At 74.8% G+C, this 25,280-nt stretch carries 22 protein-coding genes; 14 read left to right on the top strand and 8 right to left on the bottom strand.

The genetic code is table 11. From position 1 onward, the window contains the following. Positions 1 to 44 precede the first annotated feature (44 nt). Together BUE29_RS19120 and BUE29_RS19115 are read right to left on the bottom strand one after the other, a co-directional pair. On the bottom strand, positions 45 to 428 hold the full coding sequence (locus BUE29_RS19120) for a hypothetical protein (protein WP_073392057.1): 384 nt from the start codon (positions 426 to 428) through the stop codon (positions 45 to 47). A gap of 11 nt (positions 429 to 439) precedes the next feature. Beyond that, complete coding sequence (locus BUE29_RS19115; RefSeq protein ID WP_200800319.1) at positions 440 to 1,186, bottom strand: helix-turn-helix transcriptional regulator; 747 nt, start codon at positions 1,184 to 1,186, stop codon at positions 440 to 442. A gap of 138 nt (positions 1,187 to 1,324) precedes the next feature. Between BUE29_RS19115 and BUE29_RS19110 the strand changes: the two genes are divergently transcribed. Next, positions 1,325 to 1,819, top strand: coding sequence for a 2'-5' RNA ligase family protein (locus BUE29_RS19110; protein ID WP_073392055.1), 495 nt, complete (start codon positions 1,325 to 1,327; stop codon positions 1,817 to 1,819). 35 nt (positions 1,820 to 1,854) lie between these two features. On the opposite strand, the gene BUE29_RS19105 is transcribed toward BUE29_RS19110, so the two are convergent. From BUE29_RS19105 to BUE29_RS19095, 3 genes are all read right to left on the bottom strand, one after another. After that, entirely contained in the window at positions 1,855 to 3,189 is a 1,335-nt protein-coding gene (locus BUE29_RS19105; protein WP_234971524.1) for an RNA 5'-3' helicase PhoH2, read from the bottom strand. A gap of 311 nt (positions 3,190 to 3,500) precedes the next feature. Beyond that, positions 3,501 to 4,316 (bottom strand): sulfurtransferase, encoded by an 816-nt coding sequence (locus BUE29_RS19100; RefSeq protein ID WP_073392053.1) that lies wholly within the window; start codon positions 4,314 to 4,316, stop codon positions 3,501 to 3,503. Continuing rightward, complete coding sequence (locus BUE29_RS19095) at positions 4,313 to 5,080, bottom strand: isoprenyl transferase (protein WP_073392052.1); 768 nt, start codon at positions 5,078 to 5,080, stop codon at positions 4,313 to 4,315. Before BUE29_RS19095 ends, BUE29_RS19100 begins: the two co-directional genes overlap by 4 nt. An 88-nt stretch (positions 5,081 to 5,168) precedes the next feature. Between BUE29_RS19095 and trhA the strand changes: the two genes are divergently transcribed. The 8 genes from trhA to wecB all read left to right on the top strand — a co-directional run bounded on the left by trhA (position 5,169) and on the right by wecB (position 13,046). Further along, the gene (trhA, locus tag BUE29_RS19090) at positions 5,169 to 5,867 is read left to right on the top strand and encodes a PAQR family membrane homeostasis protein TrhA (RefSeq protein WP_073392051.1); all 699 of its coding nucleotides are present in this window, start codon (positions 5,169 to 5,171) and stop codon (positions 5,865 to 5,867) included. A gap of 154 nt (positions 5,868 to 6,021) precedes the next feature. After that, complete coding sequence (locus BUE29_RS19085) at positions 6,022 to 6,621, top strand: hypothetical protein (RefSeq protein ID WP_073392198.1); 600 nt, start codon at positions 6,022 to 6,024, stop codon at positions 6,619 to 6,621. Between the two features lie 159 nt (positions 6,622 to 6,780). Then, entirely contained in the window at positions 6,781 to 7,851 is a 1,071-nt protein-coding gene (locus BUE29_RS19080) for a helix-turn-helix transcriptional regulator (protein WP_073392050.1), read from the top strand. 139 nt (positions 7,852 to 7,990) lie between these two features. Continuing rightward, entirely contained in the window at positions 7,991 to 8,968 is a 978-nt protein-coding gene (locus BUE29_RS19075; RefSeq protein ID WP_073392049.1) for a GGDEF domain-containing protein, read from the top strand. Continuing rightward, positions 8,965 to 9,543, top strand: a complete 579-nt coding sequence (locus tag BUE29_RS19070) for a hypothetical protein (RefSeq protein ID WP_073392048.1) — start codon at positions 8,965 to 8,967, stop codon at positions 9,541 to 9,543. The genes BUE29_RS19075 and BUE29_RS19070 overlap by 4 nt, the downstream gene beginning before the upstream one ends. Next, positions 9,536 to 10,990 carry a glycosyltransferase gene (locus tag BUE29_RS19065; protein ID WP_073392047.1) on the top strand — a complete coding sequence of 485 codons (1,455 nt, stop codon included), beginning with the start codon at positions 9,536 to 9,538 and terminating at the stop codon, positions 10,988 to 10,990. Before BUE29_RS19070 ends, BUE29_RS19065 begins: the two co-directional genes overlap by 8 nt. Beyond that, positions 10,987 to 11,859: a hypothetical protein gene (locus BUE29_RS19060; protein ID WP_073392046.1), complete on the top strand. Its 873-nt coding sequence runs from the start codon at positions 10,987 to 10,989 to the stop codon at positions 11,857 to 11,859. Before BUE29_RS19065 ends, BUE29_RS19060 begins: the two co-directional genes overlap by 4 nt. Then, entirely contained in the window at positions 11,856 to 13,046 is a 1,191-nt protein-coding gene (gene wecB / locus BUE29_RS19055) for a non-hydrolyzing UDP-N-acetylglucosamine 2-epimerase (protein WP_200800318.1), read from the top strand. The genes BUE29_RS19060 and wecB overlap by 4 nt, the downstream gene beginning before the upstream one ends. On the opposite strand, the gene BUE29_RS19050 is transcribed toward wecB, so the two are convergent. Further along, entirely contained in the window at positions 12,948 to 14,930 is a 1,983-nt protein-coding gene (locus BUE29_RS19050) for a thioredoxin domain-containing protein (protein ID WP_073392044.1), read from the bottom strand. The genes wecB and BUE29_RS19050 overlap by 99 nt on opposite strands. 51 nt (positions 14,931 to 14,981) lie before the next feature. Continuing rightward, positions 14,982 to 15,413, bottom strand: coding sequence for a hypothetical protein (locus tag BUE29_RS19045; RefSeq protein WP_073392043.1), 432 nt, complete (start codon positions 15,411 to 15,413; stop codon positions 14,982 to 14,984). Between the two features lie 205 nt (positions 15,414 to 15,618). On the opposite strand from BUE29_RS19045, the gene BUE29_RS19040 reads away from it, so the two are divergent. Together BUE29_RS19040 and BUE29_RS19035 are read left to right on the top strand one after the other, a co-directional pair. Then, a complete protein-coding gene (locus BUE29_RS19040; RefSeq protein ID WP_073392042.1) occupies positions 15,619 to 18,570 on the top strand; it encodes a S8 family serine peptidase in 2,952 nt (983 codons plus the stop codon). 63 nt (positions 18,571 to 18,633) lie between these two features. Continuing rightward, positions 18,634 to 19,845: a saccharopine dehydrogenase family protein gene (locus BUE29_RS19035; RefSeq protein ID WP_073392041.1), complete on the top strand. Its 1,212-nt coding sequence runs from the start codon at positions 18,634 to 18,636 to the stop codon at positions 19,843 to 19,845. A 4-nt stretch (positions 19,846 to 19,849) separates the two neighbouring features. On the opposite strand, the gene BUE29_RS19030 is transcribed toward BUE29_RS19035, so the two are convergent. Next, the gene (locus BUE29_RS19030) at positions 19,850 to 21,286 is read right to left on the bottom strand and encodes a hypothetical protein (RefSeq protein WP_073392040.1); all 1,437 of its coding nucleotides are present in this window, start codon (positions 21,284 to 21,286) and stop codon (positions 19,850 to 19,852) included. A 72-nt stretch (positions 21,287 to 21,358) separates the two neighbouring features. Between BUE29_RS19030 and BUE29_RS19025 the strand changes: the two genes are divergently transcribed. The 3 genes from BUE29_RS19025 to BUE29_RS19015 all read left to right on the top strand — a co-directional run bounded on the left by BUE29_RS19025 (position 21,359) and on the right by BUE29_RS19015 (position 25,270). After that, a complete protein-coding gene (locus BUE29_RS19025) occupies positions 21,359 to 22,879 on the top strand; it encodes an aminopeptidase P family protein (RefSeq protein WP_234971523.1) in 1,521 nt (506 codons plus the stop codon). A gap of 16 nt (positions 22,880 to 22,895) precedes the next feature. Beyond that, positions 22,896 to 23,339 (top strand): alternative ribosome rescue aminoacyl-tRNA hydrolase ArfB, encoded by a 444-nt coding sequence (arfB, locus tag BUE29_RS19020; protein ID WP_084181463.1) that lies wholly within the window; start codon positions 22,896 to 22,898, stop codon positions 23,337 to 23,339. 74 nt (positions 23,340 to 23,413) lie between these two features. Then, positions 23,414 to 25,270 (top strand): TIGR03767 family metallophosphoesterase, encoded by a 1,857-nt coding sequence (locus BUE29_RS19015; protein WP_084181461.1) that lies wholly within the window; start codon positions 23,414 to 23,416, stop codon positions 25,268 to 25,270. The last annotated feature ends 10 nt before the right edge of the window (positions 25,271 to 25,280 follow it).

Raw genomic sequence — 25,280 nt, 5'->3', positions numbered from 1 at the left:
TGGCGTCGCACAGAGTCGGGCAGCGATTCGCGATGGAACCGGCGCTAGTCGAAGTCGCTCGCGTACCCGTCGACGATCTTGTGGCCGTTCCCGTCGTACATGATCGCGTGATAGGTGTGGTTGCCCGCCGGCTGTGAGCGGTACACGTAGGAGTAGTAGTCGCCGTCGACCGAGACGGTCGACGAGCCGGTCTGGATGGACAGCTTCATGTACTTCGAGACGTCGGCGTACTTGCCCCTGGCGTAGAGGTAGGCGTTGCCGGCCCCGCCCGGGGCGCAGATGGTGGCGGCGACCGACCCGCCGTAGCTGAAGTTGTGCTGGTAGTACGTGGAGCCGCTGATACGGCTGGCGCAGAAGTCGGCCGCCGAGGCGGCCGGCGCCTGCACGCCGATACCGACCGCCAGGCTGCCGGCGAGCAGGACTCCCATGGCACGTGTCCTCATTCGACTGATCCCTTCTCCGATTCCAACAGTGCGTAGGCGTAACCGGCCGAGAAACGCGAGCGGACGTCGAGAGCGACCATGGCGGCGGCAATGGTGGCGCGGACGGTGCGCACACTGAGGTCGAGCCTGGCGGCGATGCGCTCGTCGGCCAGGTCGTGGCGCAGCAGATCGAGCACGAGCCGTTGCCGCTCGGTCAGCTCCGGCTCGGCCGGCTTTCCACGACACGGCCGGGCACGGCTGCGCACGGCGTCCCAGTAGACGCGGGCGGCGTCCACCGCCGGCCGGCCGCGCAGCCGGAGGATGGACTCCTCACCGTTGCGCGTCGGCCCGTGCAGGTAGACCTCGCGTTGATCGACCAGGCGCATCTGGATCGGCGCCTGCGAGTAGAGGTACGGCGCCCCCTCGGCCGCCAGCATCGTGCGCGCTGCCGCGTCGGTGCCGCGATGGTCGAAGACGCTGACCATCTCCAGACCACGCCCGACGCACAGCCGGTTGTTGGGAAGGCTGAGCGCCAGATGATCCGCCGAGGTGAACGGCCGAGTCGACAACAGGTGCCGCCACCCCCGGGCGGTGCCCATCATCCAGGCGTTGAGCCGAGCCGACCCGGTCACCAGGTGCACGTCGTCGGACTCGGTACCGCGCTCGAGCTCGGCCAGGGCACCGCGCCGCACCGCCAGCAGCTCGACGGTCGCGTCGAGCACATGCTGCTGCGCGACGCTGCTGACGCACGATGGATCGGCCACGAAGCCCCCTCGACCCGACCGGACGCCACTCGCGACGCCGCTGCCCCGAGACTGCCCGCCGCTCCCGTCGCAGGCAACGGGTCAGAATGGTTCCTGCAACATGCTGCACCTGCCGCCGAGAGGGGAAGAGGGCCATCAGTGAGATCGCTCGTCGTCACGGTGCGGCTCGACGACGAGACGCAGCAGCGCTTCGAGCGCGAACGCGCCCGCTGGTTCCCGGCGGGACGAACACAGGTGGGCGCACACGTCACGCTGTTCCACGCCGTACCCGGCGAGCTCCGCGACGACGTCGAGACGGACCTGCACGACGTCACCGGTCCCCCGTTCGACGTCGCGGTGACCGGCGTGCGTTCGCTGGGGCGGGGCGCGGCGTACGTTCTGCACTCCGACGAGCTGACCCGGCGGCACGCGACCCTGCAGCGCGCGTGGTGGCCCCACCTGACCCGCCAGGACCGGCAGCCGTTCCGCGCCCACGTCACCGTGCAGAACAAGGTCGACCCGGCGACCGCCCGTCGCACCGTCGCCGAGCTGCAGGCCGCGTTCGCGCCCTTCCCCGTCGCGGCGCTCGGCTGGTCGCTGTGGCGCTACGACGGCGGTCCGTGGACGCACCTGATCGACGTCCCCTTCCGCTGATCCCCGCTCCGCCCCCGGCGACCGGGACGAACGGGTCAGAGCGGCAGGTCCTCCAGCATCTCGGTGACGAGCGCGGCGATGGGCGACCGCTCCGAACGGGTCAGGGTGACGTGCGCGAAGAGCGGGTGACCGCGCAGCGCCTCGATCACCGCGGCGACACCGTCGTGACGCCCGACGCGCAGGTTGTCGCGCTGGGCGACGTCGTGGGTGAGGACGACTCGCGACCCCGCCCCGATGCGCGAGAGCACCGTCAGCAGCACGTTGCGCTCCAGCGACTGCGCCTCGTCGACGATGACGAACGAGTCGTGCAGCGACCGCCCCCGGATGTGCGTGAGCGGCAGCACCTCGAGCATGCCGCGGTCCATGACCTCGTCCATCACGTCCCCGGAGACGAGCGCGCCGAGCGTGTCGAACACCGCCTGCGCCCAGGGCGCCATCTTCTCGTTCTCCGAGCCCGGCAGGTAACCGAGGTCCTGCCCCCCGACGGCGTAGAGCGGCCGGAACACCACGACCCGCTTGTGCGCGCGCCGCTCCAGCACCGACTCGAGGCCGGCGCACAGTGCGAGCGCGGACTTGCCGGTGCCCGCGCGGCCGCCGAGGGACACGATGCCGACCTCCGGGTCGAGCAGCAGGTCCAGCGCGATGCGCTGCTCGGCCGAGCGGCCACGCAGCCCGAACGCCTCGCGGTCGCCGCGGACGAGCCGGACGTGCTTGTCCGGCGTGATCCGCGCGAGCGCGGAGCCCTTTGCCGAGTGCAGCACCAGGCCGGAGTGGCACGGCTCGTCGGCGACCTCGGCGAAGTCGACGGAGCCGGCGAGCTCGATCGGCTCGCCGTCGTAGAGCTCGTCGACGGCCGCCGCGGAGACGTCGAGCTCCCGGATGCCGGTGTAGCCGGTCGCGTCGGCGACCGGGTGCAGCCGGTACTCGTCGCTGTCCAGGCCCACCGACGCCGCCTTGACGCGCAGCGGCATGTCCTTGGTGACGAGGGTGACGTTGCGGCCCTCGGCGGCGAGGTTCAACGAGACGGCCAGGATGCGCGAGTCGTTGCTGTCGACGCGGAAGCCCGCGGGCAACGTCGAGAGGTCGGAGTGGTTCAGCTCGACGTGCAGCGTCCCGCCGGCATCGCCGATCGGCACCGGCGCGTCGAGCCGGCCGTGCGTGATGCGCAGCTCGTCGAGCACCCGCAGCGTCTGCCGGGCGAACCAGCCGAGTTCCGGGTGGTGCCGCTTGCCCTCGAGCTCGCTGATGACGACCAGCGGCAGGACCACGTCGTGCTCGGCGAAACGCCCCAATGCGCCGGGGTCGGAGAGCAGGACCGAGGTGTCGAGGACGAAGGTGCGCAGGCCGGAGTCGGGCTGGACAGCAGTCACGAGACGCTCCTGACGAGAGGTCGGCACCCGGGCGCACACGCGCCCGCAGCGCTGCTGGGGTGACGGTTCGTCCCTGCCCGCCGACCGAGGGACCGCGAGCGGGGCGAACCGGCCCCCTCGTGGATCCGTTCGGATCTCGGCACTGGTGGGACCTCCGCCGGCGACCGGGGTGGTCCCGGTCACTGCAGCGCAACGTACGTCGACCACCGGCGGCGGACGCGAAGGCGCGCCCAGGCCCCGGTTACGGCTCGGTTAACACCGGATCGTGGACCCACCTGCTCGCTCCACCGGCATGTCGGTCCACGATCGGGTCAGTCGGTCTCGGCGGGGCGGGTCGGGTCGGCGCCCCACTGCGACCACGAGCCCGGGTAGAGCGCGATGTCGGCGCGCCCGGCGAGGGTGAGCGCCAGCAGGTCGTGGCAGGCCGTGACACCCGAGCCGCAATAGGCGACAGCGGGACCGGCCGGGTAACGCTCGGCGAGGTCGGCGGCGGGGCGGAACCGGCCGTCGGGGCCGAGGTTGTCCTGCCACGGCGCGCTGCGGGCGCCGGGGACGTGCCCGGCGCGCGGGTCGACCACCGGATCGCCGTGCGCGTAGCGCTGCGCGGTGCGGGCGTCGTAGACCGTCGCGCCGGAGTCGGGCAGCTCGTCGGCGACGACGAACCGCTCCGCGGGCCACGGCCGCGGAGCGCGCTCGACCACGGGGTGATGGGCCACGTCGGTGACGAGCTCCCCGGCCGTCGCGAGCCAGGCGTCCAGACCACCGTCGAGCACCGCGACCGGCTCACCCAGCACGTGCAGCAGCCACCACAGCCGCGCCGCCGTCGACCCGCCCACGTCGTCGTACGCGACGACCGGTGTGCCCGCGGCGATGCCGACGCGCGCCAGGGCGGCGGCGAAGTGCTCGGGCGTCGGCAGCGGGTGACGGCCCGCCTCCCGCGTGGCGGGGGCCGAGAGATCGGTGTCGACGTCGAGGTGGACGGCGCCGGGCAGGTGCCCGGCGTCGTAGGCGTCGCGACCGGTGCGCCCGTCCGACGGCCGCAGGTACCAGCGCACGTCCACCGTCCGCACGTCCTCGAGGTGCGTGGCCAGCCATGCCGCGTCGACCAGCGGCCCGAACGCCGTCACTTGCCGAACCGACGCTGCCGGGTGCCGTAGTCGCGCAGCGCGCGGTAGAAGTCGATGCGCCGGAAGTCGGGCCACAGCGCGTCGCAGAAGTAGAACTCGGAATGGACCGACTGCCAGAGCAGGAACCCGCCGAGACGCTGCTCGCCGGACGTCCGGATCACCAGGTCGGGGTCGGGCTGGCCCTTCGTGTACAGGTGCTCGGCGATGTGGTCAACGTCGATGATCTCGGCCAGCTCCTCGAGGGTGCCGCCCTTGGCCGCGTGCTCCTGCAGCAGCGAGCGGACGGCGTCGGCGATCTCGCGCCGCCCGCCGTAGCCGACGGCGATGTTGACGGTCAGGCCGTCACGGGTGGCCGTGGCCTCCTCGGCGCGCTTGAGCCGCTCGGCCATCGCGCCGGGCAGCAGGTCGAGCGCCCCGACCGCCTTGACCCGCCACGGCGTGCTCGGTGCGGCCAGCTCGTCGGCCACCCCGCCGATGATCTGCAGCAGCGGTTCGAGCTCCTCGGCGGGTCGGCGCAGGTTGTCGGTGGACAGCAGCCAGATCGTCACGTGGGCGACGCCGGCCTCACTGCACCACTGCAGCAGGTTGGTGATGTGCTGCGCGCCGGCGACGTGACCGTGGCTGACGTCGTCGAAGCCGGCGGCACGCGCCCAGCGCCGGTTGCCGTCGACCATGATCGCGACGTGCCGCGGGACGGGCAGCCCGTCCAGATGCGAGCGGAGGCGTCGTTCGTACACGGCGTAGACCGCGTCGCGCACTCCCACGGCGTCCAACCTATCGCCCCGACGCGCCCGGCCGAACCGTCTCGCTCGCACAGCGAAGTCCAACCTACGGCCAGGTAACCTCCGGACGATGACGACCGTCGAGCCTGGCGCCTCCGGACCCGTTGCGGCGATCGCCCATGCGGTCGCCGAGCTGAAACCGCGCCTGCGCGGCTGGCTGCACGCCTACGCCGCGCTCGTCTCGCTCGCGAGCGGCGCGGCGCTCGTCGCCACGGCGGCGTCGCTGCGCGGCGGCGTCGCTGCCCTCGTCACGGCCGTCTACTGCGCGACGGTCACCATGCTGTTCGGGACGTCCGCCCTCTATCACCGGCTGTCGTGGAGCCCGACCGCCCAGCGGGTGATGAAGCGCCTCGACCACTCGATGATCTTCGTGTTCATCGCCGGCACCTACACGCCGATCGCTGCGCTCACCCTGCCCGAGGGGGCGATGGTCGCGGTGCTGATCGCGGTCTGGGCCGGGGCCGCGCTCGGCGTCTCGCTGCAGCTCGTCTGGCCGTCGTCGCCGCGCTGGCTGTCCGCGCCGTGCTACATCGCGCTCGGCTGGGTCGCGGCCTTCGTCTTCCCCGATCTGTTGCACAACTCCGGCGTCGCCGCCTTCGTCCTCATCGCCGCCGGTGGCGTCGTCTACACCGTGGGCGGCGTCGTGTACGCGCTGAAGCGACCGAACCCCTGGCCCGGCGTCTTCGGCTTCCACGAGGTCTTCCACCTCTGCACGCTCGTCGCGGCCCTGTGCCACTACGTCGCGATCTGGTTCGCCGTCTTCGCCTGACGCACGCCCGCCCGCACTCACCCGCCACCCGTCCGTGTCGGGCGACGGCGCACGTCCCCACTTCTGTGTAATGTTGTAATCACCATTACGCAGGAGGTTGGACATGTACGGAGCGGATCACCCCTTCGCCGAGCGACGGTTCCGCCACGGCGGCATGCGCGGCGGCCCCGAGCACGGCGGGCGCGGCGAGCACGGCGGACGCGGGCGCGGCGAGCGCGGGCCCCGCGGCGGCGGCTGGCAGCAGGCGGACCTGCCGTCGGCCGAGGACGCGCCCGAGTGGCTCGCCGGCCGGTTGCCCGACGACTGGTTCACCGGTACCCCCCGGGTCACGGTCGACCGCGAGGAGATCGTCGTGGTCGGCGAGCTGCCGGTGCCCGAGGACGACGCCGGCGGCGCCAGCACGGCCGCGGCGCAGGGCCGCATCGGCCGCTTCCGCGAGGACACCCGCGACGCACGCGTCCGGATCGCCCAGGAGGCCGAACAGCGCTACGGCCGCAAGGTCGCGTGGGGGGCCGGCATCGGCGACACCCAGGTGATGTTCTCCCACCTCGCCGTGCCGGTCATGACCCGGCTGCGCCACGACGAGCGCCGCGTCCTCGACACGCTCGTCGACGCCGGTGTCGCCCGCTCCCGCTCCGACGCACTCGCCTGGTGCGTGAAACTGGTCGGCGAGCACGCCGACGACTGGCTCGCCGAGCTGCGCGAGGCCATGGCCGAGGTCGACAAGCTGCGTCGCCGCGGCCCCGCCGACTGACGCGACCCGGCCCGGGGGCGACCCGCACTGTCCAGTCGGCGAGGCCGTTGTCCGGCGATTGACGTACCACGACGCGTCCCGGCGCAAGCGTGGTGTGCGCCACAGGCGTTTGGGTCACGATCCCGCCATGGCCGAACCACGGCGAGAGCAGCCAGGACGATGAGCGAGCCCATAAACGGCTCGGTCCTGATCTCGACCCGCTTCCCACCCGGCGGCGAGCTCGCGGCCGCCGCCCGCCGGGTGGCCGCGAGCGAATCCGTCGTGGTCGTCGTCGAGACGGCGACGCGCCACATCCTCGTCGCCAGCAGACGCGCCGTGGCGTTCCTGTGCGGGAACGGGGGTGCGGTGGTCGACCATGACGTGTTCGAGTTCATGATCGACCGCGTGCCGCACGAGGCACGTGCCTTGTTCCTCGCCGGACGCATCACCGGCTACGACACGCGCTCCACCCGGATGCGCACCGGACGAGGGCCGGTCGACGTCGCGCTGTCGGTCCGGTGCTTCGCGGGCCAGCCGCCGCGCAGCTGGGTACAGCTCTCGATCCGCCAGCTGCGCCCGGCCGCCGGCCCGGGCTCGTCCCCCGCTCTCGCCGGCCGGCAGGGCCCGACGCAGCCGGTGTACGGGACCGCCGACGGCGCGTACGACGTCGCCCAGCTCAGCGCGTCCGCGGTGTCGCTGTTCGGCGTGCCGGTCGCCGACATCGTCGGCACGACGCTGCTGACCCTCGTCGCCGAACCCGACCGGCCGGTGCTGATGCGCGCGATATCCGACGCCGCGCTGACCGGCACCGTGGCGACCGCGACCGTCGGGGCCATCCACCACGGTGCCGGTGCGGCCGGCTCCGCCGAGGCCGTGCCCTGCCGCTTCACCGCCCTGCCGTTGCAGCCGGCGCCGGGCTGCGCGTTCGTCTTCGTCCCGGTCGACAGCGCGGTGTCCGACGCGCAGGCCGCGCTCGACCTGGGCGGCCTCGTGGGCGGATCCGGTGTCGACCGGCTCGCGGGCGCACCGCGCGGCACGAACACCCGGCCCCCGGTCGCGGGATACGCCGATCTCACCCCGCGCGAGCTGGACGTGGTCGACCGCCTGGTCGCCGGCGACCGGGTGCCCGCGATCGCCCGCGCGCTGTTCGTGAGCCAGAGCACGGTGCGCACCCACGTCGCCGCGGCCGCCCGCAAGCTCGGCGCGCGCGACCAGCAGGAGCTGATCGACCTGTTCCGCGGACGTTCCTGACCGGTGCGGCCCGGCGCGCCCTCACCGGCGCCCCCGTCCCTAGACGTTCCGTCGAACTCGCGCGGAACGACGTCGTTTCCCCTCCACCCCCCGGTTCGTCGGCCGATCGGCAGCACAACGAACCCAGGAGGGGCACGCAATGCACGTCGACATCACCGCCACGGCCGCACCCGCGCCGGACCGGGACCGGCCGGCCGGGAGCGCTCGGCCGTCCCGGTACCTGGACGTCGCGGCGCGATCGCTGTCCCGGCTGACCGACGTGGGCCCCATGGGGCTCTGGGCCGCGACGCGAGCGGCCGACGGGCAGTACACGGCGCTGCGGGTCACGACTCGCGACGGTGAGAGCCTCGACCGCCCGCCGGCCGCCCGGTGGGCGGACTCGGTCTGCTTCCGGATGGTGAAGGGCATCGGGCCCCGGGTCACCCCCGACATCCGCACCGAACCCGGTTACGCCGACTCCGTGCTCGGTCACGAGACCGGCACCCGCGGCTACGCCGGCGCGCCCGTCGTCACGCCGAACGGGATGCTCGTCGGCTCACTGTGCGGTGTCAGCTTCGCGCCGCTGTCGACCGTCCAACTGCGCGAGGTCGCGCGGTGGCGCTCGGTCGTGGAGGCGCACGCCGACCTGCTGGGCGTGGAGTTCCAGGCCGAACTCGACCGCATGGACGAGGCGCGCGACCACGACCGCGACGACGCCCTGCGCAGCCGCGACAAGCTGACCGGCCTGCCCGACCGCCGCGGTTGGGCGTTGCTGCTCACGCGCGAGGACGAGCGCTGCGCCGCCGTCGCCGAGCCGCTCGGCGTGGTCGTCGTCAGCCTGGACGGTGCGCGGACGGCTCGCGCGTTGCGGCGCGGCGTGGCGGCGCTGCGCGAGGTCGTCACCGACGACCGGCCGGTCGTCCGGCTCGGCGGGCGGCAGTTCGGCGTCCTGGCGCCGGGCTCGACCACGCGAACGGTGCGGACGCTGTCGGCGCAGGTCGAGGACGCGTTGGGCGGAACCGGCCTGCGCCCGACGAGCGGGTGGGCGATGCGCGCCGACGGCACCGGGGCGTGCGGCGCGTGGCGCGCGGCCGAGCAGAGCCAGCTCGTCGCTCGGCGCGTGGCGAGAATGCCGTGACGGCGCCCGCGCCGGGCGCACCCAGCCACCCGGACGCGGGACTCGTCCGCCCGTTGCTCGTCGCCCTCACGGTGCTCGCGACGCTGACGCTCTTCCTCGACCCGGGCGCCGTGCAGCGGGCCGAGGCCGCGACGTCCGCCGTCCTCGCGCGCCTCGCCGGCGTCGGCTCGGCGCACCGGATCGGCGACCAGGTCGTGTTCGCGACGGCCGACGGCCTCGGCGGGTACGACGTCTCGCTCGGCTGCACCGTCGCGTTCCTGCTGCTGCCCTACGTCGTGGTGACGCTCGGGCTGCTCTCGATCGGACGGGTGTCGCCGCTGCGAGCCGCCACCGCCCTGACCGCCGCCCTCGTCACCGTCGTGACGTTCAACCAGCTGCGCCTGCTCGCCATCGCGGCGGCGATGCACGCGTGGGGCCCCCGTACCGGGTACTCCCGCACCCACGTGCTCGTCGGCACCGTCATCAGCACGATCGGCATGGTCGCCGCCGGCGCCGCCTATTTGGCGATCCTGCTGCGCGGCGAGGGCCCCCGCAGCCGGCGCGCGTCGCACGTCGGGACGGTTGCTCGTGGATAGCCCCGTCCTGGGCCTCGCCCTGCTGAACACCGCGGCGTTCCTGCTCTGCGTGACCTTCCTCGTCTACGTCGGGCTCATCATGGCGCCCTACCTGCGCCGGCAGGACAACCCGCCGGGGTGCCGCGACGAGTACGCCTGGCACTACATCGTTCCGTGCCTGGACGAGGAACCCGTCGTCGCGGGCACCGTCGCGCATCTCGTGGCGGACTTTCCCGAGGCCACGTTCTGGTGTGTCGACGACGGGTCGGGCGACGGCACCGGCGCCGTCCTCGCCCGCCTCGCCGAGCAGCACCCGCAGGTCCGGCTGGTGAGCCGGCGGGCGCCCGAGGCCCGGCAGGGCAAGGGTGCCGCGCTCAACGCCGCGTGGCGCGCGATCGCCGCGTCCGTCCCGCCCGGGGTGGACCGCGACAAGGTCGTCGTCGGCGTGCTGGACGCCGACGCCCGGCTCGACCGCTGGTGCCCCGACGTCATCTGCGGCCCGGCAGCGTTCGGCGACCCCGAGGTCAGTGCGGTCCAGATCCAGGTGCGGGTCACGTGCGACCCCGACGCGGTGCTCGGCACCGACCTCGACCGGCTCGCCGACGGGGCGCGCCGACCCACCGACGACCCGCTCCTCGTCCGGCTGCAGGATCTCGAGTTCAGCGGCCCGATCGCGGCCATGCAGCTGCTGCGCCAGCGCGCGGGCAGCGTCGGCATGGGCGGCAACGGCCAGTTCACCCGGCTGTCGGCCCTCGACCGCATCGCGCTCGAGTTCGGCACGCCCTGGCACGGCGCCCTGCTCGAGGACTTCGAGCTCGGCCTGCACCTGCTGCTCACCGGCACCCGGACGGCGTACTGCCACGACACCGCGGTGGCGCAGGCCGGCCTCACCGAGCTGCGGCCGTTGCTGCGGCAGCGTTGCCGGTGGGCACAAGGCGGCATGCAGTGCGCGCGGTACCTGCGCGCAGTGTTCTGCTCACCGCAGGTCCCGCTCCCGGCCGCGCTCGAGATCGCCTACTACCTCTACGTCCCGTGGTCCCAACTGCTGGGCAGCGTGGTGTTCCCGGCCGCGATCGGCCTCGACGTGTGGTACGCCGTGCACACCGCGGGCGGCGCCCCGGCGTGGTGGGCGGCCGGCGCATGGGGCGTGCTGCCGCTCGCCCTCCTGTTCGGCGTGCTGCCCCACATCGTGTGGGGCCCGATCTACCGCTCCCGCTCGGCCAACCCGATCGGGCGCGGCCGCGCGGTGCTGCTCGGCGTCGCGAACGTCGCCTACGGCTACGTGCTGCAGGCGGCGGTCTGGTGGGCGCTGGCGCGGCTGCTGCGCCGCCGCCGGGACTGGCAGAAGACGAGCCACGCCGCGGCCGACTCCGGGAGCGCCCTCGCGACCGTCGCCGCCCTCCCGCCGGCGGCCGTCGTCCCGGTCGCCCGCCGACCCCTCCCCTACCCGACCGGGGGTGCCCGATGACGCGTTCGACCCGGCCGGCGACCGGCCGTACCGCCCGCCGGCTGCGGCGGCTCGGCGCGACCGGCGCCGTGATCGCCGCACTGTGGCTGCTGTTCCCCGCGCTGGCTGCGGCCGACACGTCGAGTGCCACCGCCCGGGCCGCGACGGTGGGCGTCGCCGGCGCAGCGGCGGTGGACTCCGGTCAGGCCGCCGCCGCCAACGACGGCAGTGGCGGCGAGGGCGACCAGGGCGGCGAGTACCGGCTGTCGGTGCTCGGTTCGCAGTCGCTCGTCACCTCCGGCGTGCTCGCGCAGCACGCGATCGCCTACCGCAACGGCTCCTCGGCCGCCTGTGCCGGTCTCGTCGGGTCCGGCGGCTCGCTCACGGTCGAGTCCGACCGCTCCTGCACCGTCCGTGCCGGCACGAGCGGTGGCATCGTCATCGCCCTGACGCCGCTGGTCAAGATCAGGGCCGACGCGATCGTCGCGTCGTGCACGGCGACGTCGGACGGTCGGACGAGCGCCCGCGCGCAACTGCTGAACGCCGCGGTCTACACGACGGTGGGGCTCGTCACGACGCACGTCGACCTCGCCGCCGCGCCCGGTGTGGGCACGTCGGTGTCCGTCCCCGCCGTCGCGACGCTCGGCCTGAACGCGCAGACACAGCCCAAGGGGCCGGGGAGCATCGCGGCCGACGCGCTCACCGTGTCCCTGCTGTCGGGAACCGCCCAGGCCACCGTCGCATCGGTGACCTGCGGGCCCAACGCGCTCGTGCTGCCCACCCCCGCGCTGCCCGTGCCGGGGTTGCTCTTCGCCGCCCCGCTGCTCGCCGTCGCCGGCTGGCTGGGCGCGCGCCGGTGGCGCCGCACCGTCGCGGGCACGGCGACGTGACCGGGCGGATCGCGCTGGTCCTCGGGACCCGGCCCGAGATCATCAAGCTCGCCCCGGTGGCCCGTCACCTCGGCGCGCGCGCGACGTCGGTGTGGACCGGGCAGCACTACGACCGCGCACTCGTCGACGACATCGTCGCCGGCTGCGAGCTGCCGTTCCCGCACGTCCGGCTGACCGGTGTCGGGGGTCGGGACCGCGGCCGCCAGATGGCGCGGATGCTCACCCAGCTCGATCGCGAGCTGCGCGCCCTGGCACCCGCCGCCGTGCTCGTGCAGGGCGACACGAACTCGGCCAGCGCCGGCGCGCAGGCGGCGCACTACCTGGGCATCCCGGTCGTGCACGTGGAGGCCGGCCTGCGCTCGTACGACCGCGCCATGCCCGAGGAGATCAACCGGTCGGTCATCAGCGCGCTGGCCGACGTCCACTGCTGCCCGACGGCGGACAACGCCGCGAACCTGGTGCGCGCCGGGGTACCGATGGACGCCGTCCACGTCACCGGCAACACGATCGTCGAGGCCACGCTCACGGCGTTGCCGGACGTGCGCCGCCGGCGCGAGATCGTGCGCGACCTCGGCCTGGACGACGGGGGCTACGTGCTCACTACGCTGCACCGCCCGGAGAACACCGACGACCCGGACCGGCTGCGGACGATCATGACGCAGCTGGGGGCGCTGGCCGTCCCGGTGGCGCTGCCGTTGCACCCGCGGACCGCGGCTCGGCTGCGCGAGCACGGCGTGCCGATGCCGGACTCCGTGCGACCGCTCCCGCCGTTGGACCACGCCACGTTCCTGTCCCTCGCCGCGCAGGCCGCGCTGCTCGTCGCCGACTCGGGGGGCCTGCAGGAGGAGGCCACCGTGCTCGGTCGACCCATGGTCGTCGTCCGCCGTAGCACCGAGCGACCCGAGGCCGTGGCGGCCGGTTTCGCCGAGCTCACCTCGCCCGCGGGGATCGGCACGGCCGCCCGCCGGATGCTGGGCCCAGAGGTCGGCGCGCGGCTCGCGCAGCAGCCCAGCCCCTTCGGCGACGGCCACGCCGGCCGTCGGATCGCCGACCTGGCCCTGGTCGCGGCCGGCGTCGCACCGTCACCGTCATCGGGTGGCGCGCAACGTCCGCTCCAGGTCCGCCACGGTGGTGACGGGGAGGTCGCACACCATCCCCCGGCACACGTAGGCGGCGGCACCGCCTGACACCAGCGGCCGGTCGGCGAGCAACGGCTGCCCCGGAGCGTCCGGCTCGCCCGACACGACGACGGCGCCGGGCGGGCGGAGCCGCCACGCAGTCTCCTGCAGCGGGCCACCACCGGGCTCGCCGACGATCGCGACCTGCACCGGGCCGGCGGCCACTCCCTCGGCGGCGGCCAGTGACCAGCCGAAGAACCGCGGCTGTCGAACGGCGACCTCGCCGACGACGGCGAGCGCCCGCTCCCCCGCCGACCGGTGTCGCGTCGAGCCGGTCAGCGCGGCATGGGTCAGCAACGCCGCGGCCACGGCCGACGAGCCGGCCGGCGTCGCGTTGTCGGTGGGGTCGCGGGGACGTCGCATCAGCTGCTCGGCGTCGTCGGCGGTGTCGTGGAAGCCGCCGTCGTCGGCGGCGAACCGGTCGAGCGCGATGTCGAGGAGCTCGCCCGCCGCCGCGAGCCACTGCGCGTCCGCCGTCGCCTGGTGCAGCGCGAGCAGACCCTCGGCGAGATCGCCGTAGTCCTCGGCAACCCCCATCGCGTCGCCGACGAGGCCGTCGCGCGACGCCCGACGCAGCCGCCCGTCGACGCGGTGCACGTCGAGCAGCAGGTGCCCGCACGCGAGCGCCGCGTCGAGGTAGCGGCGTTCGTCGAACAGCACCCCGGCCTCGGCCAGCGCCGCGACGGCGAGGCCGTTCCACGCCGTCACCACCTTGTCGTCGCGGGCCGGTTGCGGACGCGTCGAGCGGGCCGCGAACAGCCGGGTGCGCAGGTCGTCACGCACCGCGGGGTCGACGTCCACGGGCAGCTGGAGCGTCGACGACCCGTGCTCGAAGGTGCCGTCCGCCGTCACGCCGAACACCTCCGCGGCCCGGTCGGCGTCGGCCGGGCCGAGCACCTCGGCGAGCTGGGCGGGCGTCCAGGCGTAGGTGAGGCCCTCGACCCCGTCGGTGTCGGCGTCCAGGGCGGCGGCGAAGCCGCCCTGCGGGGTACGCAGGTCGCGCAGCAGGAAGTCCGCGGTCTCGCGGGCGACGCGCTCGGCGAGGCCGGACCCGCTCACTCGCCACCAGTGCAGGTAGCTGCGCAGCAGCAACGCGTTGTCGTAGAGCATCTTCTCGAAGTGCGGCACCACCCAGGCGGCATCGACGGAGTAGCGGGCGAAACCACCGGCCAGCTGGTCGTACATGCCGCCCCGCGCCATGGCGTCGAACGTCCGGTCGGCGACCGTCGTCAGCTCGTCGTCGCGGTTCCGCGCGGAAGCGCGCAAAAGAAACTCCAACACCATCGACGGCGGGAACTTGGGCGCTCCGCCGAAACCGCCGTGCTCGCGGTCGAACTGCCCGACCAGGGTCGCGGCTGCCTGGTCGAGCTCGTCGGTCGACGGCAGCGCCGTCCCGCCCGTGAGCGCGGCCGACTGCTGGGTGAGGGCGTCGACCACCCGCTGGCCGGCCGCCACGACCTCGCCACGGTCGGCCGCCCAGGCCTGCGCGATGGCCTGCAGCAGCCGGCCGAAGTGGTCGCGCGGGAAGTACGTCCCGCAGTAGAAGGGCGCGCCGTCCGGGGTGAGCAGGCAGGTCATCGGCCAGCCGCCGTGCCCGGTCATCGCCGTCGTCGCGTCCATGTAGACCGCGTCGATGTCGGGCCGTTCCTCGCGATCGACCTTCACGCTCACGAAGTGCTCGTTCATGAGCGCCGCCACGGCGTCGTCCTCGAACGACTCGTGCGCCATCACGTGACACCAATGGCAGGCGGAGTACCCGACCGACAGCAGGATCGGCACGTCCCGACGCCTCGCCTCGGCGAATGCCTCCTCACCCCACTCGAACCAGTCGACCGGGTTCTCGGCGTGCTGGCGCAGGTAGGGCGAGGTCGAGCCCGCCAGGCGATTGGTCATGCCTTGCAGCTTGACCGCGGTGCCGCCGGGGCAAACGCGGCGCAGCACCCGTCACCCGGTGGTGAACGGGCGGGCCTCCCCGGCGCGGCCGCGGCGGGCGCTGCGCGCGACGACCGCCACGGCGAAGAAGCCGCCGAAGGTGCCGCACGCGACGAGGAACGCCCCGATCGGCCAGAGACCGTCGGCGTCGCCGCCGCTCGCGGCGTCGACGGACCAGCAGACGGTGAGGACCACCGTCGCGGTCACGGTGCCGGTCCACACCGCGCGGCGCAGCCCGCACCAGACGGCGACGGCGGCGATGACGGCGCCGACGGCCACGACCTGCCAGGGCTCGTAGGGCCCGTGCTCGAAGCCGTCCGGACCGACGGTCTTGTGCTGGTCCCACCCCAGGACGCCGAGATAGGCGACCACGGTCGCGACGAGCACGACGGCGACGGTGAGCAGGAGGTGGGCAGGACGGCGGGCGGCTCCGGGTGCGGTCACCCCGCCAGGCAACCCGACCGTCGCCCAGCCGGCCTGAGTGCCGGTACTCAGCACGTGGCCCCGCCGTCACCGAACCGTTGCCGCATGATCATTGACTTCCACCGCGCGCGGCAGCACCGTTTCGGGCAGGATTGCTCCGCGGCGCGGGGCAGTCGCACGAACGGGGCACCGTCGGCCTCGTCATCGGGGGATGCAGGGAGTGCAGATGGCGCGCGTGCGCATGCTCGTGGCCGCGGCGGTGACGGTGCTCCTGGCGGGGACGACCGCCGAGGCGCTGGCCGACCCGACCCCGACCGCCCCTCCCACCCGCCCGGCCTCCTCCTCCGCGGACCCCGGCACGCCGACGACGGGCGCGACCACCGCACCCGCGTCGTCCGCACCCGCGTCGTCCGCCCCGGCCGACCCGGACGTGCTGATCCTGCACACCGACACGAGCGCCGGCACCCGCTCGGCCGCGCTGCGCGGCGAGCTGCGCCGCCTCGGCGCCACCGTCCGCCACACCTTCGGCTCGCAGCAGGCCGTGTCGGTGCAGCTGCCCGCCGGCACGCGGGTCCGGCGGGACGCGGCCGCCCGACTCGGTGCGCTGCCCGGCGTCCGCGGCGTCGAACGCCCCGTCACCCGCACCTTCGACCGGGCGCCGGACGTCCCCGACGACCCGAAGCTGGCCGCGCAGCGTGCCTACCTCGACGCCGTGAACGCGCCGGCCGCCTGGGCCCGGCAGCACGGCACCGCGGCCGTCCGCATCGCCGTGATCGACAGCGGCGTCGACGTCGGGCACCCCGACCTCGCCGGCAAGGTCGTCGGTCGCTTCAACGCCGTCACCGGCAGCAGCAGCGTCGGCGACGCCGTGGGGCACGGCACCTTCGTCGCCGGCGTGGCCGCCGCCGACACCGGCAACGGCATCGGCGTCGCGGGGGCCGGCTACGACACCAGCCTGCTCGCGGTGAAGATCGCCGACCGGTACGGCGACATCGCGCTCGACGACGAGGTCGCCGGCATCCGGTGGGCGGTCGCCCACGGCGCGGACGTCATCAACCTCAGCATCAGCGGGCCGGCCGCCAGCACGGCCGAGCGCAAGGCCATCGAGTACGCGCAACGCAAGGGCGTACTCGTCGTCGCGGCCGCCGGCAACGAGCACAGCACCACCAAGCAGTACCCCGCCGCCTACCGCGACGTGATCGCGGTCGGCGCGACCGACGTCGCGTCCCGCCGCCGGGCGTCGTTCTCGAGCCACGGCGCGTGGGTGACACTCGCGGCGCCCGGCACCGGCATCTACTCGACCGTGCCGCGAGCCGGCTCCGAGGACTTCCCCACCCACGCGGGCTACGCCCGGGGCGACGGCACCTCGTTCGCGACCCCGCTCGTCGCGGGCGCCGCGGCGCTGGTGAAGGCGCAGAACCCCGCGATGTCGGCTGCGGCGATCCGTGCCGCGCTCGTCCGGGCCACCCGCGGCTACGCCCACAGCGACCTCGGTCGCGGTCAGCTCGACTTCGACCTCGCGCTCCGGCACGCCACCCCGACCACCCGCACCTCCGGCGCGGCGGCGCTCGGCTCCACCGGCGCGATCCCCCTGGTGGCGACCAGCGGGGCGCCCCGCGTGGCGTTCCGCGTCGACGCCGGTCCGCGGCTCGCCAGCGTCCCCGTCGTCTCGGGCACCGCCCGCTCGACCTGGTCGTCGTTCGGTTACGCCAACGGGACGCACCGGCTGACCGCGGTCGACTGCTCGGAGTTCGGCGAATGCGCGGCGCAGGGAGCGACCACGACGTTCACCGTGGCCAACGCCGCACCGACCCTCGACTCGCCGCCGCGCGGGGCCACGGTCAGCGGCCGGTTCACCGCGAGCGGGACCGGCCCGGGCGGCGTGCTGCGACTGCTGGTCGACGGCCGCGAGGCCGCCGTCGACCGCACCGCGCCCTACTCCTTCACGCTCAACGCCGGCGCCTGGCGCGACGCCGACCACCGGCTCGCGGTGCAGACCTGCGCCGCCGGCCAGGCGCGCTGCGACGGCCCGCGCTCGGCGGTCACCACCGTCACCTTCGACTCGCTGCACCCCGCCGTCACCGGCCTGAGCCGCACCCGGATCAGCCCGAACGGCGACGGGTCCGGCGACACCGCCCGCGTCACCTTCACCCTGCCCGAACGCCAGGACGTCACCGTCGAGACCCGCGACGCCGCGGGCACACTGCGCAGCCGGGCACACCTCGGCGTCCTCGCCGCGGGCCGGCACCACTGGACGTGGCGGGGTCACGGCTCGACCGGCCGACGACTGCCCGACGGCCGGTACCGGCTGGCGCTGGTCACCGCGCGCACCGCACAGGGCGTCACCCGGCACGGCCTGTCCGTCCGCAGCGCCGCGATCGACACGGTGGCGCCTCGGCTGCGGTCGGTGCGCGGCAACCGCGCGCGGCTCTACCCGGCGCGTGACGGGTACCGCGACGCGTTCCGCCCCGCCGCCACGCTGCCCGACGCCGGCAGCCTCACGCTGACCGTCCGCGACAGCGCGGGGCACCGGGTCCGCACGCTGCGTGCCGGACCGCGGCACGGCTCCCGCGCCGCCGCGACGTGGACCGGGCGCACCGCGTCGGGCCGGGTCGTGCGCGCCGGCCGTTACCGCTGGACGTTCACGGTCGCCGACAGCGCGGGCAACCGGACGACGAGCCGCCCCTACCGTCTCACCGTGTCGGCCCAGCGGCTGCGCACCGTCGTGCGTACGCTCGAACGACCCGCCCACACCGCCGACGTCGGCGGCACCGCGCGCTGCGCGACGCGACGCGGCTCGGCGTGGAGCGGCGGCCTGCATCTGGTCAACCGCTGCCGGCAGGGGGCGGGCGACGTCAGCTACGCCGCCTACGTCTTCACCGTTCCGAAGGCCCACCGCTTCCTGCGGCTGCGGCTCTCCGCCTACGGCTACGCGGGGCGGACGTCCGAGCTGAGCGCGTACTACGAGCGCACCGACGGCGGCCTGGAGATCCCGGGCGCGGTGCGCGTCCCCCGCACCCGCGCCCGGTGGTACCCGGTCTCGACGGTGCCGGCGGCGTCCCACGTGATGCACCGCCGGGTCCGCGTCACGCTGATCCTCTCCGACCGCTACCGGGGCGCGAACGACGTCGACATCCGCTCGGTGCGGCTGCGCGTCACGCTGCGCACGCTGGTGTGACGGTCACCGACCGGAGTCGCGAACGCGAGCCGTCGGCCGGGATCCCCGACTAGGGTCGCCGACATGGCGAGCACGCGCGAGTACGACGTCGTCCTGCTCGGCGCCACCGGTTTCGCGGGCCGGTTGACCGCCGAGTACCTGGCACGCCACGCGCCGCCCCAGCTGCGATGGGCCCTGGCGGGGCGGAACCGGGAGCGGCTCGAACGCACCCGCGCCGAGCTCGCCACCATCGACGGCGGGCTGGGTTCGCTGCCCCTCGTCGAGGCCGACGTCACCGACGCCGGGTCGCTGCGCCGTCTCGCCGCCTCGACCCGCGTGCTCGTCACGACCGTCGGGCCCTACGTGCTGTACGGCGAACCCCTGGTGGCCGCGTGCGCCGCCGCGGGGACCGACTACCTCGACCTCACCGGAGAGCCAGAGTTCGTCGACGCCATGTACGTCCGCCACCACGAGGAGGCGGTCCGGACCGGAGCCCGGCTCGTGCACGCCGCAGGGTTCGACTCGATACCGCACGACCTGGGCGTGCGGTTCACCGTGGCGCAGCTCCCGGCCGACGTCGCGCTGCGGGTGTCGGGCTACGTCCGCGTCTCGGCCGCGTTCTCCGGCGGCACGTTCCACTCCGCGCTGACCGCGATGTCGCGGCCCCGACAGAACCTCGCCGCCGCCCGCGACCGGCGCCGCCGCGAGCCGGGCGCCGGGGCGCGCCGCGTCCGCGCCGTGACCGGGCGGCCGCATCGCGACCCGGTCGCCGGCGGGTGGGCAGTCCCGCTGCCCACCCTCGACCCGCAGGTGGTCGTCCGCTCCGCCCGCGCGTCGCAGCGGTACGGCCCGGACTTCCGTTACTCGCACTTCGCGTCGTTCCCGCAGCTGTGGACGGCGGCCGGCAGTGTCGCGGGGGTCGGGGCGCTGTTCGGACTGGTGCAGCTGCCGCCGGCGCGGCGGGCGCTGCTGCACCGGGTCAAGGCCGGCGAAGGACCGTCGGCGGCGCGCCGGGCGGCCAGCTGGTTCACCGTCACCTTCGTGGGCGAGGGCGGCGGTCGCCGGGTCGTCACGCGGGTGACCGGCGGCGACCCCGGGTACGACGAGACCGCCCGGATGCTCGCCGAGTCCGCGCTGTGCCTCGCGCTCGACGACCTGCCGCGCAGCGCCGGGCAGGTGACGACCGCGACGGCGATGGGCGACGCGCTCCTCGCCCGGCTGCGGGCTGCCGGGATGAGCTTCGAGGTCCTCGCCGAGGACGCCGCCGCACCCGGCGCCGAGGATCGCGCCGGGTAGCCGGTCAGTCCTCGGGGTGGTGGCCGAGCTCCTCGTCGTCCGGCGGGCGGGGAAAGGCCTGCGTGGGCTGGTCGTGGCTTCGCTCCGGCGGCGTCCCGGTCTGCCGGGTCGACGTCTCGCCGGGCCCGTCGGACTCGCCGGGCCCGTCGGACTCGCCGGGCCCGTCGGACTCGCCGGGCCCGTCGGACTCGGTGGGTCCTCCGGTGGACTCGGCGGGTCCGGTGGTCTCGCCGGGCTCGTCCGAGTGCTCGGCCGGGGTCGCCTCGATCGAGGCCTGGGTGGCATCGTCGCGCCGCTCGTCGCCGTGTCCCAGCGCGGTGGCGCCACCGGCGGCGGCGGCGCCGAACCCCGCGGCGCGGAACTGCGTCGTGGCCTGGGCGTCCGGCTCGTGCTCGCGACGGGGCGGCTCGTAGGCGGGCAGCTGCGCCGTGGCGTGGGCGGAGGGCTCCTCCCGGCGCGGCGGCTCGCCGACCGAGTCCTGCACCTTCTGCAGCGACGGGGAGCCCGCCGCGCCCACGCGATCGTCACGGGCGTCACGGTCCTGCTCGCCGTACCACGGCGGGGGCGCCTCGGGCTCGGGACCCGGCGCGACGAGGGGCTCGGCCACCGGCACCACCGTCTCGCCCGGCCGTCGGCTGACGACGGCCACGATCGCGGCGAGCAGACCGGCGACGGCACCGAGCAGGATGCCCGCGACGACCTCGTACCCGCTGCCCTGGAACAGGGTGTTGACCGCCTTGCCCTCCCCCGATCCCGAGCCGAAGCCCCGGTAGACGGCCCGGCGCACCATCCCGGCGACCAGGGTGGCGGCGAGCACCGCCAGCCACACCCCCACGAACGCACGCCAGAAAGTGATCGGCCCCCTGACGAGCGCAAGGCTCAGCAGCGCGGCGACCACGAACAGCGCGAGCAGGCTGAACAGCTGCGCGGCGTAGAGATGGAACGAGTCCTGGGCCGGCGCCGTGAGCCGCCACGAGAGCGCCGACGGCGTGAGCGCGAGGTTGCCGAGGACGCCATGGTGGTCCGCGGCGTAGTCGCGGAGGTGGTCGATCGCCCACGTGTTGGCGACCGCGCCGACCACCGCGAGCTGGACGAGGAACGACACGAGCAGGATCAGCCAGGGGCGCCCCCGCCCGCGGCCGCGGCGCACGGGTGCCTCCGGCGGCAGCAGCGAGGACGGCACGCCGTCCGTGGCCCCGGCGATGGGCGGTGTGCCCGGTGGCGGCGTGCCCCAGCCGTCGTCGCGCCGGTCGCGCTCGCCGTAGCGGTCGCGCTCGCCGTAGCGGTCGCGCTCGCCGTAGCGGTCGCGCTCGCCGTAGCGGTCGCGCTCGCCGTAGGGCGAGCCGTAGGTCGGCTGCCCCCAGGGAGCGGAGTCGGCGGCTGCGTCCGGCGGTGCTGCGTTCGACGGCTGTGCGGAGCCGCCGCGGTTGCCTCGGGCCATGGTCCGCACGGTAGTGACCGAATCGGGCGAACGGGCGGTGCCGCGCCTGACCCGGGTCATAGACTGCCGGTCATGGCCGACACGCAGGCACGACCCGGCGACGACGCCGCCCCGACCAGTGAGGAGCCCACCCGCGAGCACACCGACGCGGACTCCGACTCGGCGACGCTGCCGATGCCCGAGCACCTGCGCGCCGCCGTCGCGCGGGACTGGGACCCGGCGCCGCCGATGCCGCACCCGGCCCTGCCGTCGGTCGCGCCCTTCGCGGCCGCGCGCCGCGCCGCCCTGTCGCGCCACTTCCCCGGCTCCCTCGTCGTGGTGCCCGCCGGCGAGCTGAAGGTCCGCGCGAACGACACCGACTACGCCTTCCGGGCCGCCAGTGCGTTCACCTGGTTGACGGGCGAGACCGCGGCCGACGCCGTGCTCGTGCTCACACCGGGCCCGGCCGGACACGCCGCCGTCCTCTACGTCCGCGAATACGCGCAGCCCGGCGAGGTGGAGTACTTCACCAGCCGCGTGCACGGCGCGGTGTGGGTGGGCAACGTGCCGAGCGTGGCCGACACCGCCGCCGCGCTCGACCTCACCGTCCGACCGCTGGCCGCGTTGGCCGACGACCTCGCGACGCACCGCAGCCGCCCCACCGTCGCCCTGCGCGGGGTCGACGCGACGGTCGACGCGCTGCTGCCCGGCGCGGCGGACGACACGCTCACCCAGGTCGTCGACGAGTTGCGTCTCGCCAAGGACGAGTGGGAGCTCGACCGGTTGCGCCACGCCTGCGAGGTCACCGCCCGCGGCTTCGGCGACGTCGCCCGCGAGCTGCCGAACGTCGTCGGCCGGACCGACCTGCGGGGCGAGCGCTGGCTGGAGGGCACGTTCTGGCGCCGCGCCCGGCTCGAGGGCAACGACGTGGGCTACACCTCGATCCTCGGCTCGGGACACCACGCGACGACGCTGCACTGGTGGCGCAACCACGGTGTCGTGGAACCCGGTGGGCTGCTGCTCGCCGACATGGGCGTGGAGACCGACGAGCTGTACACCGCCGACGTCACGCGCACGATGCCCGTGGACGGGCAGTGGTCGCCGGCGCAGCTGCAGGTCTACCGCGCGGTGCTCGAGGCGCAGCACGCCGGCATCGCCGAGGTGAAGGCCGGCGCCGACTTCCTCGCCGCCCACCGGGCGGCGACGTTCGTGCTCGCCGACCACCTGCACGCCTGGGGTGTCCTGCCGGTGACGGCCGAGGTGTCGTGCGCCGACGACCCCGAGCGGCCCGGCGCCGGGCTGCACCGCCGGTGGACCCTGCACGGCGTGTCGCACATGCTCGGCATCGACGTCCACGACTGCGCGGCCGCCCGGGAGGAGGCCTACCGCGGCGGCAGCCTCGACGCGGGCTACGTCCTCACCGTCGAGCCGGGGCTGTACTTCCAGGCCAACGATCGCTCGGTCCCGGCGGAGCTGCGCGGGATCGGCGTGCGCATCGAGGACGACATCGCGGTGACCGACGGCGAACCGGTCAATCTCTCGGGCATGCTGCCGCGCGAGCCCGACGACGTCACCGCCTGGCTGCGCGAGATGCAGCACAGCACGCCGCTCTGAGCGGGCCGGTCGAGCCGTGCCCGATCTCGTCCTGCGGCCGCAACGCGGCCTGCCGACCGGGTTGACCGTTCCCGAGGCCGAGCTGGTCGAGCGGTTCAGCCGCTCGTCGGGCCCCGGCGGGCAGTCGGTGAACACCACCGACAGCCGCGTCGAGCTGCGGTGGGACGTCGCTGCGTCCACCGCGCTGACCGATGAGCAGCGGGCCCGGCTGCTCGCCCGGCTCGCCGGCCGGCTCGTCGACGGTGCGCTCGTGGTGGTGGCGTCCGAGCAGCGCTCCCAGCTGCAGAACCGGACGGCCGCGCGGGGGCGACTCGGCAACCTCGTCGCCGAGGGACTCGCGCCGCCCCCGGCCGAACGCCGGGCGTCGCGGCCGTCCCGCCGGGCGAAGGCGCGCCGCGTCGAGGGCAAGCGACGGCGCGGTGAACTGAAGGCGACCCGCCGCCGTCCCGGTGAGGACTGACCCGTAGGTCAGTTCGCGCCATCGCCCGTCCCGTGCGACGCTCACCCCACGCAGCGACGCGAGGGGACGCGCTCATGGCACACGACGAGACCGATCGCACCGAGCCCGGCGACACCGCAGCCGACGGCGACGCGGAAGTCGCGGGCGTCACCAGGCGCACGCTGCTCGGCGGCGCGGCCGCGGCGGCCGGCGCGGCCGCCGTCGGCGGCATCGTCGGTGTCCCGGGCGCCGCCGCCGCGAGCACGGCCTACCCGCGCGCGCCGAAAGGGACCACGCTCGCCCGCACCCTGCAGCACGGTCGGCCGAACGCCCGCGGTTACCGCCGCATCGTCGCAGGGCCGGGCGAACCCACGATCGCGCGCACGGAGCTGCTGGGCGACGTCGCCCGTCGCGGCCGCGCCCGCCGGACCCCACTGGTCAGCTTCGGCCAGTTCACCGACATGCACATCATCGACGCGCAGTCGCCGGCCCGCGTCGAGTTCCTCGATCGCTTCAACGACCCGGGCAACCCGTTCGCGTCGGTCGCGCCGTTCTCGTCGGCGTACCGGCCGTGGGAGATGCTGACCGCGCACGTCGCCGAGGCCATGGTGCGCGCGATGAACGCGCTGTCCGGCGGCCCGGTCACCGGCCGACCGCTCGACTTCACGATCTGCACCGGCGACAACGCCGACAACACCCAGCTCAACGAGCTGCGCTGGCAGATCGGCCTGCTCGACGGCGGCGCGCGGGTGCGCCCCGACTCCGGCAGCACCGTCCGGTGGGAGGGCGTCGGCGGCAGGGACGACGCGGACGTCTCCTACTGGCACCCGGCCGGGACTCCGCGCGGCGGCAAGGCGGACAACTACACCGCCACGTACGGCTACCCGACGGTCCCGACCCTGCACGACGCCTGCCGCGCACCGTTCCGGTCCACCGGGCTGCGCACCGACTGGCTGTCGGTCTTCGGCAACCACGACGGTCTCGTCCAGGGCACGGTTCCCTCGTTCGGAGTCATCGGCACGATCGCGACCGGTCCGGTGAAGCCGACCGGGCTGCCCGACGGCGTCGACGTCGGCGCGTTGCTGGGCCGGCTGCGCGACGGCGACCTGGACGCGTTGGCCTCGCTGCTGTCGCTCGCCCCGACCAAGGTCGTCACGGCCGACGTCAAGCGGCGCCTGCTGACGCCGGAGCAGACGGTCGCCGAGCACTTCAACACCACCGGCACGCCGGTCGGTCACGGCTACACGAAGCGCAACCTCGCCGAGGGCACGGCGTACTACACCTTCGACCGCGGCCCGGTGCGCGGCATCGTGCTCGACACGGTCACGCCGCAGGGCTACGACTCCGGCTCGGTCGACGCCGCGCAGTTCGCGTGGCTCGAGAGGCAGCTGCAGGCGGCGAGCTCTCGTCACCTCGACGACGGTGGCGCGTGGGTGCGCGGCAGTGGGCACGACCGCTACGTCGTGATCTTCAGCCATCACACGGTGGCGACGATGGACAACCCCCTCGGCGCGGCCGCCGGACGCAGGCTGGGCCCGGCCGTCCGCGACCTGCTGCTGCGCTACCCGAACGTCGTCGCCTGGGTGAACGGCCACACCCACGTCAACGGCGTGACGCCGCACCCGCGGCCGGCGGGTGCCGCGACGGGTGGCGGCTTCTGGGAGGTCAACACCGCCGCCCACGTCGACTGGCCGCAGCAGTCCCGGGTGATCGAGCTCGTCGACAACGGCGACGCCACGCTGTCGGTGTTCGCCACCGTCCTCGACCACGCGGCCCCGACCGCCTGGCCCGCCGAGCCGACCACCCCGTTGGAGCTCGCCGCGCTCTCGCGCGAGCTCGCCGTGAACGACCCGCAGCGCGAGGCCGAGACCGCCGACCGCGACGGCCGGCGCGGCACCGCCGCCGACCGCAACGTGGAACTGCTCCTCCCCCGCCCCTGTCGACCGTCCTGACCCGCGGACC

Origin of the sequence: Jatrophihabitans endophyticus, from assembly GCF_900129455.1 — a bacterium.
GTDB lineage: Bacteria > Actinomycetota > Actinomycetes > Mycobacteriales > Jatrophihabitantaceae > Jatrophihabitans > Jatrophihabitans endophyticus.
Note: the sequence above shows the minus strand (reverse complement) of the source record. Positions and strands in the feature narration are given on the sequence as shown.